Raw genomic sequence first — 17,320 nt, 5'->3', positions numbered from 1 at the left:
TCTTAGATATAATCTAGATTAAACTGCTTCTGCTAATAATTTTTTACCTTTTTCGATAGCATCATCAATGTTACCGACTAAGTTGAAGGCAGCTTCAGGGTACTCATCTACTTCACCGTCAATGATCATATTGAAACCTTTGATGGTATCTTTGATGTCTACCAATACACCTTTTAAACCTGTAAATTGTTCTGCAACGTGGAAAGGTTGAGATAAGAAACGTTGTACACGACGTGCGCGGTGTACTGTTAATTTATCTTCTTCCGATAATTCGTCCATACCTAAAATGGCGATGATATCTTGTAATTCTTTATAACGTTGAAGAATTTCTTTTACACGTTGTGCAGTATTATAGTGTTCGTTACCTAAAACGGCAGGAGAAAGGATACGTGATGTAGAATCCAAAGGATCCACAGCAGGGTAGATACCTAACTCAGCAATTTTACGAGACAATACTGTCGTTGCATCCAAGTGAGCGAAAGTTGTCGCTGGAGCAGGGTCAGTTAAGTCATCGGCAGGTACATATACGGCTTGAACCGAAGTGATTGAACCGTTTTTAGTTGAAGTGATGCGCTCTTGCATTAAACCCATCTCAGTTGCCAATGTTGGTTGGTAACCTACGGCTGAAGGCATACGACCCAATAGGGCAGATACTTCAGAACCTGCTTGTGTAAAACGGAAGATGTTATCAATGAAGAATAATACGTCACGGCCTTGACCTTGGCCATCACCGTCACGGAAGTATTCCGCTACTGTCAAACCTGATAAAGCAACACGTGCACGTGCCCCAGGAGGCTCGTTCATTTGACCGAATACGAAAGTACATTTTGAATCTTTCATCAGTTCGTGGTCAACAGTTTCCAAAGGCCATTCGCCTTTTTCCATGCCTTCCATAAAGTGCTCACCATATTTGATGATACCAGACTCCAACATCTCGCGCAATAAGTCATTACCCTCACGTGTACGTTCACCTACACCGGCGAATACAGAAAGACCACCGTGACCTTTTGCGATATTGTTGATTAATTCTTGGATTAATACAGTTTTACCTACACCGGCACCACCGAATAAACCAATTTTACCACCTTTAGCATATGGCTCTAAAAGGTCAATAACTTTGATACCAGTAAAAAGTACTTCGGATTCAGTTGACAAATCTTCGAATTTAGGAGGTACGTTGTGGATAGGACGACCATTCTCTTTATTCAAATTTTGGATCCCGTCTATGGCATCACCAACTACATTGAATACACGACCTTTGATTTCTTCACCAACAGGCATTTTGATAGGAGCACCAGTATCGACAACTTCCATTCCGCGAACTAAACCTTCAGTTGCGTCCATGGCAATTGTACGTACACGATCCTGACCTAAGTGTTGTTGAACTTCTAATACAACACGTTGTCCATTTTCTTTTTGAATGTACAATGCATCGTAAATTTTAGGTAGATTTTCACTGTCGGCGAAGTTGACGTCAACAACTGGGCCGATAATCTGCGCTATTTTACCAATCTTGGGCATATTATAGGGACTAAATATTTATTAATCAATTTTATATAAGAGACATAAAAGGCCTCTTTTTTGGTCAGCAAAAATAAGGTTATTCGTTTTTAAAAACAAATAGAATTTGCAATTAAATTACAATTTTATTAATGTAGGTCAAAATGTTATCTATTGTAATTCTGTATGTTTCGATTTCTATACCTGCAAATATAGTTTTTCTCTTTTATTCGGCTAGGTATTTTTGAAGTTTACTGCATTACTTCGTTGAATCTTTTGTTTGTTTTGAGGAATGGTACCTGATGAAATAAAATCGACCTGTAACGGAGTACCTCAAGGAGTCGTTACAGGTCGATCAAAATAAATATGCTATTTTATGAGAAGCAGGACTATATTTTTTTATTTAGTTCGTCCTGCAACTGGCGCTTGAGCAGCTGTTCCTTTTCCATGGATTTTTTACGGAACGTAGCGAATTCTTCTTGCGATTGCTCCGCTGTCTTTTGGAATTCCACCGTGTCCACTTTCGCTTTCCGATAAGAAAATAAAAAGATAAATGCTGCTACGGCCAATACCGCAATGATCGTCCAAACAACTGTATTGTAAAAAGTTTTAGAGGTATTGATGCCCAAGAAAGAAAAACTTTCTGTTTTTTCCTTCTCCTGCGCCAGCTGATCTTTTAAAACCTGAATAGAATCTTGCAAAGTTTTGGTATTGGATGTATAGTTGCTTGAAGATGATTTTAAAGAGCTGATTTCCTTGTGGAGTTTTGCTACGGTATCTATGACATTTCGTTTCACAATATCCAGATTGGTTTTTCGCACCATCTTGAAATCATAGTTGTTTTTCGAAATATAATTCAGGTGGTCAAATTGATTTGCCAAACTTCCTTTTTTTAATCCATCCGGACTGTACTTGAAAGCATTATCCTGTTGTGCTGCTGTAGTGGCGGGAGCCGCAGTAGGAGTTTGTGCCTCCAGTAATGTATGTGATGAAATAAATAAAATTGTAAAGAATATAAATGCTAATCTCAATTTGCTCATGTTGTTTATTTTATAAAATGCGTTAATCCAGCCTATCCAAATTGCAAAACCAGGATATACCTGTGATAAATATAAGGAATTATTGAAAAAACGAAAATGTTAAGTGAAATATATTCCAATACATACCTGATTTTCCGTCACTTTATTATGATTCGATCGACCAACTTGGCAAATACCGTAAAAAGGACATGATCTTTTCCTTATAGATCGCCGTGTTTAGTTTGAAATAGTAGGCTCCTTTTTTTGAATTTTCCTTATCCTTTTCCTCCAGTTTGATGATGAGGTCTGAGGAAAGCAGTTTTCGGCTGAAATTGCGCTTATCCAATTCGATATTGTAAACACCCTCATAGAGTGCTGCAATCTGGGGAATCGTGAATTTCTCAGGCAGCAGTTCAAATAATATCGGATACAAAGCGGCTTTCATGCGTAGGCGGTGCTGTGCCGAAGCGATCATCTGATCATGATCGAAGATCAGTGTTGGATGCTCATGTAATGGAAACCATTGAGCTTCGTAATCGTCACTGAGGATATGTTTGTATTGCTGCGTATCAATCAGCGCAAAATAACAGATACTGACAACCCGGTCGCTAGGTTCACGCTTAGGTTCACCGAATACACTACATTGTTCCATGTATACATTTTCAAGTCCTGTTAACTGTTTGAGCACCCGGCTCGCCGCTTCTTCCGGACTTTCGTCAGATTGAACGAAACCACCCATCAGACTCCATTTATTTCTTTCTGGTTCGAAATCACGTTTAATTAAAAGTACTTCAAGGGATTCGCCGTTAAATCCAAATATGATACAGTCAACTGCCAAAAGGATCCCTGAATCTTTTTTATAATATTCCATCGTCTATCGTTTTATCATTTTATCTGACACCACCCCATTTATTCCACGAGCAAAACTATGTAAAAAAGTAAATAGCTAAAAATAAGTATAATAATTGTCTGATACATCCCTTTAAAAGGCTTTTATACGCCTATGTCGGGAATTCGGGTTAACCATAATTTGCTGCTATGAAGTTAGCTCTATTTTTTAAATATGAAAATTTTCTTTCATATTTAAAAAAATAAATGTTTATTTGACACTAATTGTTTTTTCAAGGCGAACTTCAGAAAGGGGGAGATTGAAAAATAAGGCGTTAGAGACAATTATAAGTTATAAACCAAATTCAACAAAAATGAATAAATCGTATGTCATTGGGGTGGACTATGGAAGTGATTCGGTCCGTTCGGTATTGGTTGATGCTAACAATGGCGAGGAGATAGCTTCTTCCGTATTTTACTACCCGCGTTGGAAAAGAGGGGAGTATTGTGATGCTGCTTTAAGTCAGTTTAGGCAACACCCCTTGGATTATATCGAAGGCTTAGAAGCAACAATAAAAGATTGTTTGCTCAAATCGGAAATCGACAATATTGGCGCAGCTGTAAAAGCAATTTCCGTGGATACGACGGGATCCACTCCAGTTGCCGTAAACGCAGCCGGGGTTCCATTGGCGTTGTTGGACGAGTTTAAAGACAACCCCAATGCTATGTTTGTTTTATGGAAAGATCATACAGCTGTTGGAGAGGCCAAAGAAATTAACCTGCACAATCAAAATAGTTCGGTGGATTATTTGAAGTATGTGGGTGGAGTATACTCTTCGGAATGGTTCTGGGCCAAATTACTTCATGTTTTTAGGGCTGATGAAAAGGTCCGTGCCGCCACCTATAGCTGGGTTGAGCATTGTGATTATATTCCTTTTCTATTGACAGGGGGAACACAGGTGTCTGCTATGAAGCGTGGAGTTTGTTCAGCGGGGCATAAATCGCTTTGGGCCGAAGAATTTGATGGCCTACCTCCAAATTCTTTCTTTTCAACACTTGATCCATTGCTGGATGGTTTGGTTGATCGCTTGTTTTCCGAAACATACACTGCTGATCAATCTGCTGGTCAGCTTTCGGAAGAATGGGCGCAACGATTAGGTCTTACAACATCAGTTGTTGTTGGTGTAGGTGCATTTGACTGCCATATGGGTGCAGTAGGAGGGCAAATTGAGCCCTATTATTTGAGTAAGGTGATGGGCACATCAACCTGTGATATGTTAGTTGCTCCAAAGGAAGATGTTCAGCATACCTTGGTCAAGGGAATCTGTGGTCAGGTAGACGGTTCCATTATACCGGGAATGATTGGTATGGAAGCTGGGCAGTCTGCATTTGGTGATGCTTACGCCTGGCTGAAACAGGTATTACTGTGGCCAACGAAAAATTTGATACAAGATGTTGAAGAGATCGATGAACGAACGCGCGAACAATTGATCGCAGCGTTGGAAGAGAAACTATTGGTCAGTCTAAGTGAGCAGGCGGCATTACTTCCCGTAACAGAAACATCAGAATTAGCTTTAGATTGGCTCAATGGCCGCCGAACTCCGGATGCGGATCAATCCTTGAAAGGGGCGATCACAGGCTTACACCTCGGAACAGATGCGCCGCGGATCTTCAGAGCGATTGTCGAAGCGACCTGTTTCGGTGCAAAGGCTATTGTTGACCGTTTCGTGGAGCAGGGTATTCCTGTAAAAGGCTTAATCGGTTTAGGCGGAGTTGCAAAAAAATCACCTTTTATTATGCAAATGATGGCCAATGTGATGAATATGCCTATTCGTATTCATAAAAGTGAACAGACTTGTGCCATTGGCGCAGCCATGTTTGCCGCAACAGCAGCTGGTTTATATAACCGGGTCGAGGATGCCATGAAGGCAATGGGGCACGGTTTTGAACGGACTTATATCCCTGAGGAAAAATGGGTGTCCATTTATGCCGAGCGTTATGAACATTACAAAGCGCTGGGTGCTTTTGTCGAAGGAAAGGAATCGCTCGCCATTACTGTTTAACCATTCAAATTTTAATCATGTATAATTCAATTAAAGAAGAAGCCTACCATTGCAATATGCAATTGCCCCAGCTGGGATTGGTGCTTTTTACATTTGGAAATGTGAGTGTTGTTGACCGTCACCATGAAGTTTTTGCCATTAAACCCAGTGGGGTCCCTTATGAGGAGCTTACACCGGAACATATGGTGATTGTAGATTTTGATGGTCATGTGGTTGAGGGTAATCTTCGGCCATCATCAGATACGAAAACCCATGCCCTATTGTATAAACAGTGGAAAGAGATTGGCGGTATAACACATACACACTCCACCTATGCGACAGCATGGGCACAGGCACAGCGGGATATTCCCATTTTTGGAACGACACATGCCGATCATTTGACCGTCGATATTCCTTGTGCCCCACCAATGCACGATGAGATGATCGCCGGAAACTACGAACATGAAACGGGGTTTCAAATTATCAATCACTTTGTCGAAAATAAGCTGGACTATAAAGAAGTGGAAATGATTCTGGTTGGCAACCACGCGCCGTTTGCTTGGGGTAAAACCGGAATAAAGTCTGTCTATAACAGTGCGGTGTTGGAACAGGTGGCGAAAATGGCTTGGTTGACAGAACAGATCAACCCGAATGCACCTCGATTAAAGTCTGCGCTGGTCAAAAAGCATTACGAGCGGAAGCATGGGGCCAATGCCTATTATGGTCAATAATTTTAATAAAAAATCTATAGCAAAAACTACAATTTACATGAATATCAATTTAAAAGAGCTTGAAGTCTGGTTTGTCGTGGGAAGCCAAGACCTTTATGGTGAAGAGACCTTGCGACAAGTGGCCCTACATGCTGAAGAAATAGCCCATTATTTAGATACCCAAGCGGTGATTCCGGTAGCGGTAAAATATAAACCGATCGTAAAAAATACAGACGAGATTTATGCAACATTGGCAGCCGCCAATAGTGAAAAAAATTGTATTGGGGTCATTACTTGGATGCATACCTTTTCACCTGCAAAGATGTGGATCCGAGGATTAAAAGCGTTGCAAAAGCCATTGTTGCATCTGCATACGCAGTACAACCAGGATATCCCGTGGCATAGTATCGATATGGATTTTATGAACCTTAACCAAAGTGCGCATGGGGATCGTGAATTTGGACATATCGTTAGCCGCTTAAAAATAGCGCGTAAAGTCGTCACTGGCCATTGGCAAGATGCGGAAGTATTGGAACGGATTAATGTTTGGGCGCGTGCAGCCGCAGGCTGGCATGACTGGCAAGGAGCCAAATTTGCACGCTTCGGTGACAATATGCGTTATGTGGCTGTTACAGATGGCGATAAAGTGGAGGCAGAGTCGCAATTTGGTTTCGCTGTAAACACCTATGCCATTGGGGATCTAGTGGAGGTGATTAATGCGAGCACTGAAGCGGAAATCGCGGCATTATTAGCAGAGTACGAAGCAACTTATGAGCTAGCCGAAAATGTGAAAGCTGGCGGTGAATATCGTGCTAACCTCATCGAAGCTGCTAAGATAGAAATTGGCCTACGGAAGTTTTTGGAACAAGGAGACTTTAAAGGTTTTACGGATACTTTTGAGGATCTGCATGGCATGGTACAACTTCCGGGCCTGGCGGTACAGCGTTTAATGGCTGAGGGGTATGGTTTTGCCGGTGAAGGGGATTGGAAGACGCCGGCTTTGGTGCGTGCTTGCAAAGTAATGGGAGCAGGATTACCGGGTACGACGGCATTTATGGAAGACTACACCTATCATTTTGATCCGCAGAATCCCATGGTACTTGGCTCACACATGTTGGAAGTGGACCCCGCATTGGCAATTGGAAAACCACGAATAGAAGTGCATCCACTAGGCATTGGCGGCAAGGCAGATCCTGCTCGCTTGGTTTTTAATGGCCAAAGTGGTGATGCATTGAATGCTTCTTTGGTCGATATGGGAACGCGTTTCCGTTTGATCGTGAACAAAGTACAAGGTGTTGCTGTAGAAGAAGAACTCCCTAAACTTCCTGTCGCACGGGTGTTATGGAAACCGCTGCCCGATATGAAAACAGGTTGCAGTGCCTGGATTGTGGCTGGGGGTGCGCACCATACTGCCTACAGTTTGAGCTTAACACCCGAATACCTGGAAGATTTTGCACGTATGGCGGGTTTAGAATATGTATTGATCGACGAGGATACTACGGTAGCAAGACTCGAAGACCAATTGAAATGGAATGAACTCTATTATTTACTGGGTAAATAATAACCTAAGCCATTTATACCTGTTCTTCGCGGTATAAATGGCTTATTGATAATAACCAATTTGGGAAATATGGAAAAATTTGCAACGGTAGATTACATCATCTTCGTAATTTACTTCTTTATTGTAGCCGGTTATGGCTATTGGATTTATCGTAAAAAGACGAATAGTTTAAGCAGCAGCAAGGACTACTTTCTGGCGGAAGGATCACTGACCTGGTGGGCCATAGGCTCTTCATTGATCGCATCGAATATTTCTGCTGAACAGTTTATTGGCATGAGCGGCAATGGATTTGAGGTCGGTATTGCTGTAGCTGCTTACGAGCTCATTGCTGCGGTAGCGTTAATTATTGTTGCGGTTTGGTTTATTCCGGTCTATCTGAAAAACAAGATTTTCACGATGCCTCAGTTTTTGAACAACCGATACAATGAAACGACGAGTCTCATCATGGCAATCTTCTGGTTGTTTTTGTATGTTTTTGTCAATCTGACATCTATCCTGTATCTCGGTGCAATTGCCATTTCGAGTATGGCCGGAGGTGGCGACAGCTTCCACACCATTACAGTTGCTTTAGCCGTATTTGCCGTCATCATTACGCTGGGGGGAATGCGTGTTATTGGTTTTACAGATGTTATTCAGGTTGTTGTATTAATTATTGGTGGTATAGCGACCACCTATGTGGCATTGACCTTGGTCAGTGAACATTTTGGTTTGGGACAAGACGCCTTGGCTGGATTCAATAAATTGATGGAAGATTCGCCGGAGCATTTTAACCTATTTGTCGATAAACCAGGGCCAGGAGCTAGTCAGGAAGATATCAATAAGTATCTGATGCTGCCTGGAATAGGAATGTACCTTGCCGGAATCTGGATTGTCAACCTAAATTACTGGGGTTGTAATCAATACATCACACAACGCGCTTTGGGAGCCGATCTAAAGACTGCACGCACAGGGATTCTTTTTGCGGGATTTCTAAAATTGTTTATGCCAATTATCGTTATGCTTCCAGGGATAGCCGCTTATGTGCTATACAAAAATGGTGCGTTACAACACGAAATGGCTCCTGGAGGAGTGTTTCACGCCGATAATGCATATTCAGCGATATTGGGCTATCTGCCCAATGGAATGAAAGGGCTTGCGCTGGCGGCGCTTACAGCGGCTATTGTGGCCGGATTGGCCGGAAAGGCCAATAGTATCGCAACGATCTTTACATTGGATATCTTTAAAAAATACATCAATAAAGATGCGGGCGAAGCAAAAATGGTGTGGGTTGGAAAGATAACCATCGTGATCTCTATTCTACTTTCTGTTTTGTTTACCTGGAATGATGCGCTGGGCATCGGTGGTGCCGGCGGATTTACTTTTATCCAAAAATATACAGGCTTCATCAGCCCAGGTGTTTTTGCGATGTTTTTGCTAGGAATGTTTTGGAAAAGGACGACAGGTGCAGCCGCCATTACAGGCCTTGTTACGGGATTTGCGTTGTCTATATTTTTCAATGAGTTTGCAACAAAGGTTTTCGGACCAGAGACATGGATCTATACGGCATATCTCAACAAAGCGGGCGTTTATGAAATACCATTCCAGATATGTATGGGACTCGCATTTGTATTTACAATGATTGCTATGATTGCTGTGAGCTTATTTGGACCAAAGGTTAATCCAAAAGCTTTTGTATTGGATCGGTCGATGTTTAAAGTAGAACCATCCGTATTGGCATTAATTGTTGTGACTTTATTGTTGGTGACCGCTATCTACGTGCGTTTTTGGTAGAATGTTGCCATTTGAATAATTAAAAAATTATGAACCATTCCTAATGAAAATTAGGAAGCCTCCATCAGACCGATGGGGTAAAACTTAATTACAGATGAATAAGAAAATTATTATTGGTTTGTTGACTTGTGCTTCATTGGCTTATGGCTGCCAATCTTCATCAACTCAAAATAAGCAAGCAGCAACGATGGCTGATTCTACTTCCAGCCCTGCTTTCGACAGTCAGATTGATGGTAAAGAAGTTAAACTGTTCCAGCTCAAGAACGACAAACTCGCCATTACGTTGACAAATTATGGTGCACGTCTGGTGAGTTTAAAAGTCCCGGATAAGAACGGTAAAGCGACTGATGTGATTTTGGGCTATGATTCGGCCAAAGAATACAAGGATAACTATAATAATTTTTACGGCGCCATTGTAGGGCGTTATGGTAACCGGATCGGGAAAGCATCATTTAAACTGAATGGTGAGGTGTATACGTTGGAAAAGAATGATGGCGAGAACTCACTTCATGGCGGTACCAATGGCGTTTACAATAAGGTGTGGGATGTTGTTAGTAGCACTAATACATCAATCACATTAGCCTATACCTCACCTGATAAAGAAGCGGGGTATCCAGGAACGGTCAAGATGGAGGTTACCTACACCCTGGAGGACAATGGTGCTTTGGCCATAGCCTATCAGGCGACAACAGATAAAGAGACGGTCTTAAATCTGACCAACCATGCGTATTTTAACCTCAATGGAGCCGGAGATTCTTCTATTTTGGATCATGAACTTCAGATTGATGCAAAGGCAATTACCGAAGTTGATAATACCTTGATCCCAACAGGAAAGAGCTTGCCTGTCGCGGGCACCGCATTCGATTTTACCAAACCGACACGCATTGGCGCTCGTATTGAAGATCAAAATGCTCAACTGAAGATTGGAAAGGGCTATGACCATAATTTTGAACTCAACAAGAAGGATGGTTTCCAGAAGGTCGCACAGGTGTATGCTACCAAGACAGGTATTGAAATGGACATCTACACAACCGAACCAGGCTTGCAGTTTTACAGCGGTAATTTTATGAAGGATTCGGATCCTAAAGGGAAAGAGGGAAAAGTGTATCCATTCCGTTCTGCCTTCTGCTTGGAGACACAACATTTTCCAGATGCACCAAATCACCCCAGTTTTGCGTCAACGGTGTTAAAACCTGGCGAAAAATATAGTTCAAAGACAACCTATCAATTTAGTGTGAAATAATAAAATCGATATGATGAAGCTAAGATTAAAATTAGGCGTTGTTTTTACGCTGGCCACTGGATTACTGTATGGACAGAGTAGTGTAAGATTGGAAACACCACAGCAGGAGCAGATTATAAGTCGACATATCTATGGACATTTTGCCGAACATTTGGGACGCTGTATTTATGATGGATTTTATGTCGGTGAGAAAAATGATTCGATTCCCCATGCTGACGGCGTCCGGAAAGATATCATCGAAGCTCTTAAGAAGTTGAATATTCCCAATTTGCGTTGGCCAGGAGGATGTTTTGCCGATACGTATCATTGGAAGGATGGCGTTGGCCCCAAAGCCCAGCGTCCTGCTATCGTAAACAATTGGTGGGGCGGCGTGACAGAGGATAACTCTTTTGGTACACACGATTTTCTCAATATGTGTGAATTGTTGGGTGCAGAGCCTTATCTGGCGGGAAATGTGGGGAGCGGTGAGGTGCAGGAACTTGCCGACTGGGTTCAATATGTGAATTTTAAAGGCGAGAGCCCCATGTCGGATTGGCGACGAAAAAATGGTCGGCAAGAGCCTTGGAAGGTGAAATTCTGGGGCGTAGGAAATGAAGCCTGGGGCTGTGGCGGAAATATGACTGCCGATTACTATACAGACATCTACCGCAAATACGCCACGTTTATGTCGGACTGGACCAATGGAAGCGGTTTGTATCGAATCGCCTCGGGAGCCAATAGTGCCGATTATAATTGGACGGAGACTTTGATGAAGAAAATTCCAAGTGGTTTGATGAAAGGCATGGGACTTCATCACTATGCCGTGATCAACTGGGACGACAAGGGCTCTGCAACGCAATATTCGGAGGAGGAGTATTTTAAAACCATGAAATCAGCTTGGTTTATGAATGAGCTCGTGGAAAAGAATATCGCCATCATGGACAAATATGATCCGAAAGGACTGGTGGATCTGATCGTAGACGAATGGGGCGGCTGGTATGCGGTAGAACCTGGCACGAATCCGGGCTTTCTCTACCAACAAAATACCATGCGTGATGCCATGATTGCAGGAATGACACTCAATATCTTTAACAATCATGCTCGCCGGGTGAAGATGGCCAATCTTGCCCAAGCCGTGAATGTATTGCAAGCTGTTATCCTGACAGAAGGAAAGAATATGATTTTGACGCCGACTTATCATGTGATGGAAATGTATAAGGTACATCAGGATGCCAAGTTAATTCCTATTTCCCTTCAATCAACGGATTTTGAATTTAACCAAGAAAAAATTCCGGCCGTGTCGGTTTCAGCCTCTCAAGATCAGCAAGGTCGTACACATATCTCCTTAGTAAATATTGATCCGAAAAAGAATAATAAGGTAAAGGTAGATTTGGGTTCGGTGAAAGCTGGAAAAGTAACAGGTCGAATACTTACCGCGGACAACCTACGCGATTATAATTCCTTTAAGAAACCCGCAACAATTGCACCTGTTGTGTACAATAAGGCAAAGGTTGTAAATGGTACAATTGAAGTGGACATTCCTGCATTTTCAGTTATTGTATTGGAATTAATATAACAGCTAATTTTGATAGGGTTGTCATGTCGTGTTACCCTATTTGTGCTGTTAAAGCTGGTGTAAAACCTGAAATAATAAATTATTGTTGAAAAAATAAATATAGGGATGAAAAGAGTACTGTCAACACTGTTACTGTTAGCGAGCTTGGGCTCTTCAGCATTGGCGCAGTCACCGATAACATTAAATGTTGCGTTGGATAAACCTACAGGCAACATATCGCCGCATATGTGGGGCGTCTTTTTTGAAGATATCAATCTTGGTGCCGATGGGGGAATCTATGCAGAATTGGTAAAGAATAGATCATTTGAGTTTGATCAGCCTTGGATGGGCTGGAAAAAGCTCGAAAATGGTCCTGAGGGAAGCTACCTGCTACTAAACGATGGCAAACGTAAAGGGAACAAACGTTATTTAAGGATACATAGTGCAGCTAACCTGAAATTAGGTCTACAAAATGAAGGCTTTAGAGGAATGGGAGTGAAAGCGGGTGCAGCATATGAGTTCTCAGTACAATACCAAAGTGCAGCTAAAGGAATGAAAATCCATGTTGAACTGCTCGATCAACAGAATAAAGTTATTGGAACAGCTGAACTTCCGCTTGAATCCGTCGGATCATGGTCTGAAGCTGCAGTCAAATTTCCTGCCAACCAAACGACAGATAAAGCCAAATTAAATGTGTGGTTTACAGGGACAGGTACGTTAGACGTCGATATGCTTTCGTTATTTCCAGTAGACACCTGGAAAGGTAGACCGAAGGGTTTACGTAAAGATATGGTTCAGATGCTTGCCGATATGAAACCCGGCTTTATCCGTTTTCCTGGCGGCTGTATTGTTGAAGGGAGAGATTTGGCCAATCGGTTTCAATGGAAAAAAACGGTTGGACCAATAACGGAAAGGGAATTGATTATCAACCGCTGGAATACCGAGTTTAGCCATCGTCTGACACCTGATTATTTTCAGACCTTCGGTTTAGGATTTTATGAATACTTTTTGCTGGCGGAAGATATTGGCGCATCTCCGGTGCCAATTCTCAATTGCGGTATGGCCTGCCAATTTAATACCGGTGAAGTGGTACCCTTAGATGAGTTAGATACATATGTTCAAGACGCTTTGGATCTGATTGAATTTGCTAACGGCACAACAGCTACAAAATGGGGAAAATTACGAGCGGATATGGGGCATCCTGAGCCTTTCCACCTCAGCATGTTGGGCGTTGGAAATGAAAATTGGGGCCCGCAATATATCGAGCGGTTAACCGTCTTCAAGAAAGCGTTAAACGAGAAACATCCGGAGATCAAAATTATCGCCAGTTCGGGTACCGATCCCGAAGGAGATCGTTTTGACTTCTTAGATGATAAACTGCGGGCGATGAATATCGATATCATTGATGAACATTATTACCGCCCACCATCCTGGTTTCTGTCGAGCGCCAATCGTTATGATAATTACCCTAGAAATGGGGTGAAAATCTTCGCAGGGGAATACGCTTCGCATACCACACGACCAAACGGTCCTGGCAAAAGTACCTGGGAGGCGGCCCTCTCGGAAGCCGCTTTCATGACGGGCCTGGAACGAAATGGCGACGTAGTGGAAATGGCATCTTACGCGCCATTATTCGGTCATGTCGAAGGCTGGCAGTGGTCACCTGATTTAATTTGGGTGGATAACTTGCAGGTATATGGAACACCGAGCTACCACGTGCAAAAATTATATGCGACCAATAAAGGGACAAGTATTGTTCCGATCAAACGGGATGGTGAATTCGTAGCGGGCAAAGATAGCCTATATGCTTCTGCAGTATTTGATGCCGTTGCGCAACAGCTTATCGTGAAAGTCGTCAATTACAATAGTAAGCCGATGAAAGTGAACCTTGCCATAAATTCGAAGAAAAAGCCTGCTGCGACAGCAGAGAAAATCACCTTGGCCAACGCCAACTTAAACCAGAGTAACAGTATCGAGGAACCATTGAATATCCGTCCAAAGCAAAATACAATAACTTATAAGGGGAAGACAATTGTTGAAACATTTGAACCTTACTCCTTGACCTTGATAAAATTGACCGTAAAATAAGATGAATATCCGCATACTCATTTTTACAACCCTGATGCTATTTGTGCATAACTTGTTTGCACAGGTGAAGGAATCGGATCTGGCTGCTTACCTCATGGTTTATTTTAAGGATGAAAGCCATGGTCTGTATGTTGCTGTCAGTCAGGATGGCTATTCTTTCACCGATATCAATAAAGGAAAACCGATCATTGCTGGTGATAGCATTGCACAGCAGAAAGGTATTCGCGATCCCTATATCATGCGTGGAAAAGATGGTTATTTTTATATGGTCATGACAGATTTACATATCTACGCAAAAAAGCAGGGTTATAGAAATACGGAATGGGAGCGTGACGGAGTTGCATTTGGATGGGGTAACAACCGGGGTATTGTCTTAATGAAATCGCCTGATTTAATTCACTGGAAGCATACGGAGCTCTACTTGGAGAAAGCCTTTAAGGCTGGGAAAATGTTGGCGCCTTTTGGGCTCCCGAACTCATCTATGATGATCGGAATGGTAAAATGATGATCTATTTTACGATGCGGTTTGGCAATGGACTGAATCAGCTCTACTATGCCTACTTAAATAAGGAGTTCACAGCATTTGAATCAGAACCACAGCTTTTGTTTCAATACCCCAAATCAAATAAAAATTATATCGATGGCGATATGCCGAAGGTGGGGAATAAATACCATCTTTTTTATGTTGCCCATGATGGTGTTCCAGGCATTAAGCAAGCTGTTTCAGACCACCCGAATGGACCCTATCAGTATGATGATCGTTTCTATGACCCTGAGCCAGAAGCCTGTGAAGCTCCGAATGTGTGGAAAAGGATAGGGGAAGAAAAATGGGTGTTAATGTATGATATCTATGGGATATCACCACATAATTTTGGCTTCAGTGAAACCACAGATTTTAAAAATTTTGTTGATCTGGGACACTTTAATGCAGGTAAAATGAAATCTACTAATTTCACTTCGCCCAAACATGGTGCTGTCATCCCAATAACAAAGCAAGAGTTGCAGCGATTAGCAAAGCATTGGCAGTTTGATTTGTCTTTCCCAAAAAAATAGAAGCGCGTTAGCGCTGATCTTCGTACCTTATTGCCTTTATATGGCAATAAGGTACTTAACCAAATAAATTGCTAGTGAATTTCAGCTTAATACCGAGTTGAAAATTATGGATTGTTTTGAAGATCTCTTTAATTGTCGCCTTTTCGATATTGGTTAAGCTATCGATAGGTACATAATTGTTGGGCGCCAGTTTAGCGATACGGATCTGGTTGGCCTGATTTTTTAAACGGATCGACATCAGGTAATAATAGGATTGATTTAATTCCTCGTACTGTTCTTGTGTGAAGATGCCCAATTCAAGGAGCTGTTTCAACCTACCACCGGTATTTTCTTCATAAATTCTGTTTTGCAGTGCGTAAACCCGGACTAAGTCAACAATGGGTGTCATCGCTTTCTTGATATTGAAGACTTCAGAAGAACCTATTGTTTGCGTTTTTATTGCCTTGAAAAATGTGAGCGGCGGTTCATATTGCAGCGCATTCTTTGCAATGAACGTAAAAAAACGCTCGTTGGGTTTTTGTAGCTCAATATTGAGAAATTCTTTGAGTTGATCAATAATGCCCTGGTCACCATATAATCGCCTACAGTCGAAGAAGGTCGAAAATTTAATCGCATTCTCGGGGATGCTCTCTTCAATCCATTTCTTGTAATTTTTCTTCCAATGCGACAGCGAATGTGTCCATTCGGGATTACTGGCCATATATCCACCGGTACAGTAGCTAAAACCGATGGTATTGAGATGATCCGACACGCGACTGGCAAAATTGAGGAAATACGCGCGTACGAGCTCCCGTTGTTCGTTTGCTTTATCTTCATAAATAATGGCGTTATCTTGGTCGGTCATTAGCGTTTGTTCTTTCCTTCCTTCGCTGCCCGTTACCATAAACACAAATTTGGCGGGTGGCTCGCCCATTTCCCCGATCACTTTTTCAATTACTTTAAGGGCAATACTGTCGGCAACGGTCGTGATGACCTGGTTCGCAATCTCGGCATTTACACCCCTACCGAGCAATTGGTGAATAATCTCGGGAACATTATTCCATTTTTCACGCAACTCATCCAGCGTTTCGGCGAGTTTAACCGATTGAATGAATACGAGCGGAGACTGCCCCTGTTCACTCAATAGCCGATTTCGACTAAGGAAACCGATATAATTGCCCGCCTTCTCGACAAGGAGATACCTCGATTTCGTGCGGAACATCATCAGTACCGCCTCGTAAAGATAGGCCTGATCGGAAATACTGACAATGGGGTTATCCATAACCTGCGCGATAGATTGTGTTGCCGGAATCTGCTGGGCCACGACATTGTCTCTTAAGGTAATATCGGTTGCATAGCCGAGAATCTGCTCCTCCTTTTTAATAAATATGCAGCTTACCTTGTGTTTCGCCATGGTCTGTGCAGCCTCAAAGATGGGGGTATCGGGTGTACAGGATACGATATCTTTATAGGTAATATGCTCAATTTTGCGCGAATAGAGTTGGTCTGCCGCAAAGTAGCTTTCCTCAAAGGAAGCTGGCGACTTCACAAAATGAGAAAACTCCTCATCTAACATTCTTTTTCCAAAGGAATTGGTGAAAAAATGGAAAAACTCTTCATTCGCATTACACAACTCAATAAAGTCTTTTCGGGGTAAACGATAAATAATTGTACCTTTTTTCGCAATAACAGACTTGAGTGCTTTTGTTCGGTTTAATAAGACTGATATTCCACCAAAACAATACGGCTTATGGTGTATTTCGACCAATCGTTTATTATCGGAAACATCCAGAAAGAACGTTTCATATTCACCTTCGAGGATTAAATCAACACCATCCATATCCGTAATGTTCTGCCGATAAACTAAGGTATCTTTGGAAAAACGATGTTCATTGAATCTGTCGACGATACTCAATTGTAGGGTTTCGGGCAGAATTTGAAATGGCTGAGTCGATTTCAGTAGGCGTGGTATAGCGTCGGGGTTTTTCATGGA

At 42.2% G+C, this 17,320-nt stretch carries 13 protein-coding genes; 9 read left to right on the top strand and 4 right to left on the bottom strand.

Annotated elements, in window-relative coordinates; genetic code table 11:
- Window positions 1-18: 18 nt before the first annotated feature.
- The 3 genes from atpD to B4Z47_RS12895 all read right to left on the bottom strand — a co-directional run bounded on the left by atpD (window position 19) and on the right by B4Z47_RS12895 (window position 3,390).
- The gene (gene atpD, locus B4Z47_RS12905) at window positions 19-1,521 is read right to left on the bottom strand and encodes a F0F1 ATP synthase subunit beta (protein WP_286727394.1); all 1,503 of its coding nucleotides are present in this window, start codon (window positions 1,519-1,521) and stop codon (window positions 19-21) included.
- 368 nt (window positions 1,522-1,889) lie between these two features.
- Window positions 1,890-2,540 carry a hypothetical protein gene (locus B4Z47_RS12900; RefSeq protein ID WP_070570144.1) on the bottom strand — a complete coding sequence of 217 codons (651 nt, stop codon included), beginning with the start codon at window positions 2,538-2,540 and terminating at the stop codon, window positions 1,890-1,892.
- Between the two features lie 145 nt (window positions 2,541-2,685).
- Window positions 2,686-3,390 (bottom strand): NUDIX hydrolase, encoded by a 705-nt coding sequence (locus B4Z47_RS12895; RefSeq protein WP_286727393.1) that lies wholly within the window; start codon window positions 3,388-3,390, stop codon window positions 2,686-2,688.
- A gap of 331 nt (window positions 3,391-3,721) precedes the next feature.
- On the opposite strand from B4Z47_RS12895, the gene B4Z47_RS12890 reads away from it, so the two are divergent.
- The 9 genes from B4Z47_RS12890 (at window position 3,722) to B4Z47_RS12850 (ending at window position 15,348) form a co-directional block, all read left to right on the top strand.
- A complete protein-coding gene (locus B4Z47_RS12890) occupies window positions 3,722-5,410 on the top strand; it encodes a ribulokinase (RefSeq protein WP_286727392.1) in 1,689 nt (562 codons plus the stop codon).
- Between the two features lie 17 nt (window positions 5,411-5,427).
- A complete protein-coding gene (locus B4Z47_RS12885; RefSeq protein ID WP_070570140.1) occupies window positions 5,428-6,120 on the top strand; it encodes an L-ribulose-5-phosphate 4-epimerase in 693 nt (230 codons plus the stop codon).
- A gap of 37 nt (window positions 6,121-6,157) precedes the next feature.
- Window positions 6,158-7,660, top strand: a complete 1,503-nt coding sequence (gene araA, locus B4Z47_RS12880; protein ID WP_070570341.1) for an L-arabinose isomerase — start codon at window positions 6,158-6,160, stop codon at window positions 7,658-7,660.
- 69 nt (window positions 7,661-7,729) lie between these two features.
- The gene (locus B4Z47_RS12875; protein ID WP_070570138.1) at window positions 7,730-9,430 is read left to right on the top strand and encodes a sodium:solute symporter family transporter; all 1,701 of its coding nucleotides are present in this window, start codon (window positions 7,730-7,732) and stop codon (window positions 9,428-9,430) included.
- Between the two features lie 94 nt (window positions 9,431-9,524).
- Entirely contained in the window at window positions 9,525-10,673 is a 1,149-nt protein-coding gene (locus tag B4Z47_RS12870; RefSeq protein ID WP_112374964.1) for an aldose epimerase family protein, read from the top strand.
- A gap of 10 nt (window positions 10,674-10,683) precedes the next feature.
- Window positions 10,684-12,228, top strand: coding sequence for an alpha-N-arabinofuranosidase (locus B4Z47_RS12865; protein WP_236560294.1), 1,545 nt, complete (start codon window positions 10,684-10,686; stop codon window positions 12,226-12,228).
- A gap of 105 nt (window positions 12,229-12,333) precedes the next feature.
- Window positions 12,334-14,295, top strand: coding sequence for an alpha-L-arabinofuranosidase C-terminal domain-containing protein (locus tag B4Z47_RS12860; protein ID WP_115046533.1), 1,962 nt, complete (start codon window positions 12,334-12,336; stop codon window positions 14,293-14,295).
- 1 nt (window position 14,296) lies between these two features.
- On the top strand, window positions 14,297-14,800 hold the full coding sequence (locus B4Z47_RS12855) for a hypothetical protein (protein WP_286727391.1): 504 nt from the start codon (window positions 14,297-14,299) through the stop codon (window positions 14,798-14,800).
- Window positions 14,797-15,348 carry a hypothetical protein gene (locus tag B4Z47_RS12850; RefSeq protein ID WP_147281985.1) on the top strand — a complete coding sequence of 184 codons (552 nt, stop codon included), beginning with the start codon at window positions 14,797-14,799 and terminating at the stop codon, window positions 15,346-15,348. The genes B4Z47_RS12855 and B4Z47_RS12850 overlap by 4 nt, the downstream gene beginning before the upstream one ends.
- A gap of 55 nt (window positions 15,349-15,403) precedes the next feature.
- Here the strand turns inward: B4Z47_RS12850 and B4Z47_RS12845 are convergent, their stop codons facing one another.
- Complete coding sequence (locus B4Z47_RS12845; protein ID WP_070570129.1) at window positions 15,404-17,317, bottom strand: DUF294 nucleotidyltransferase-like domain-containing protein; 1,914 nt, start codon at window positions 17,315-17,317, stop codon at window positions 15,404-15,406.
- Window positions 17,318-17,320 lie beyond the last annotated feature (3 nt).

Origin of the sequence: Sphingobacterium sp. UBA2610, from assembly GCF_002339225.1 — a bacterium.
GTDB lineage: Bacteria > Bacteroidota > Bacteroidia > Sphingobacteriales > Sphingobacteriaceae > Sphingobacterium > Sphingobacterium multivorum.
The sequence above is the reverse complement of the archived record's forward strand: the minus strand, read 5'-3'. Positions and strand labels throughout refer to the sequence as shown.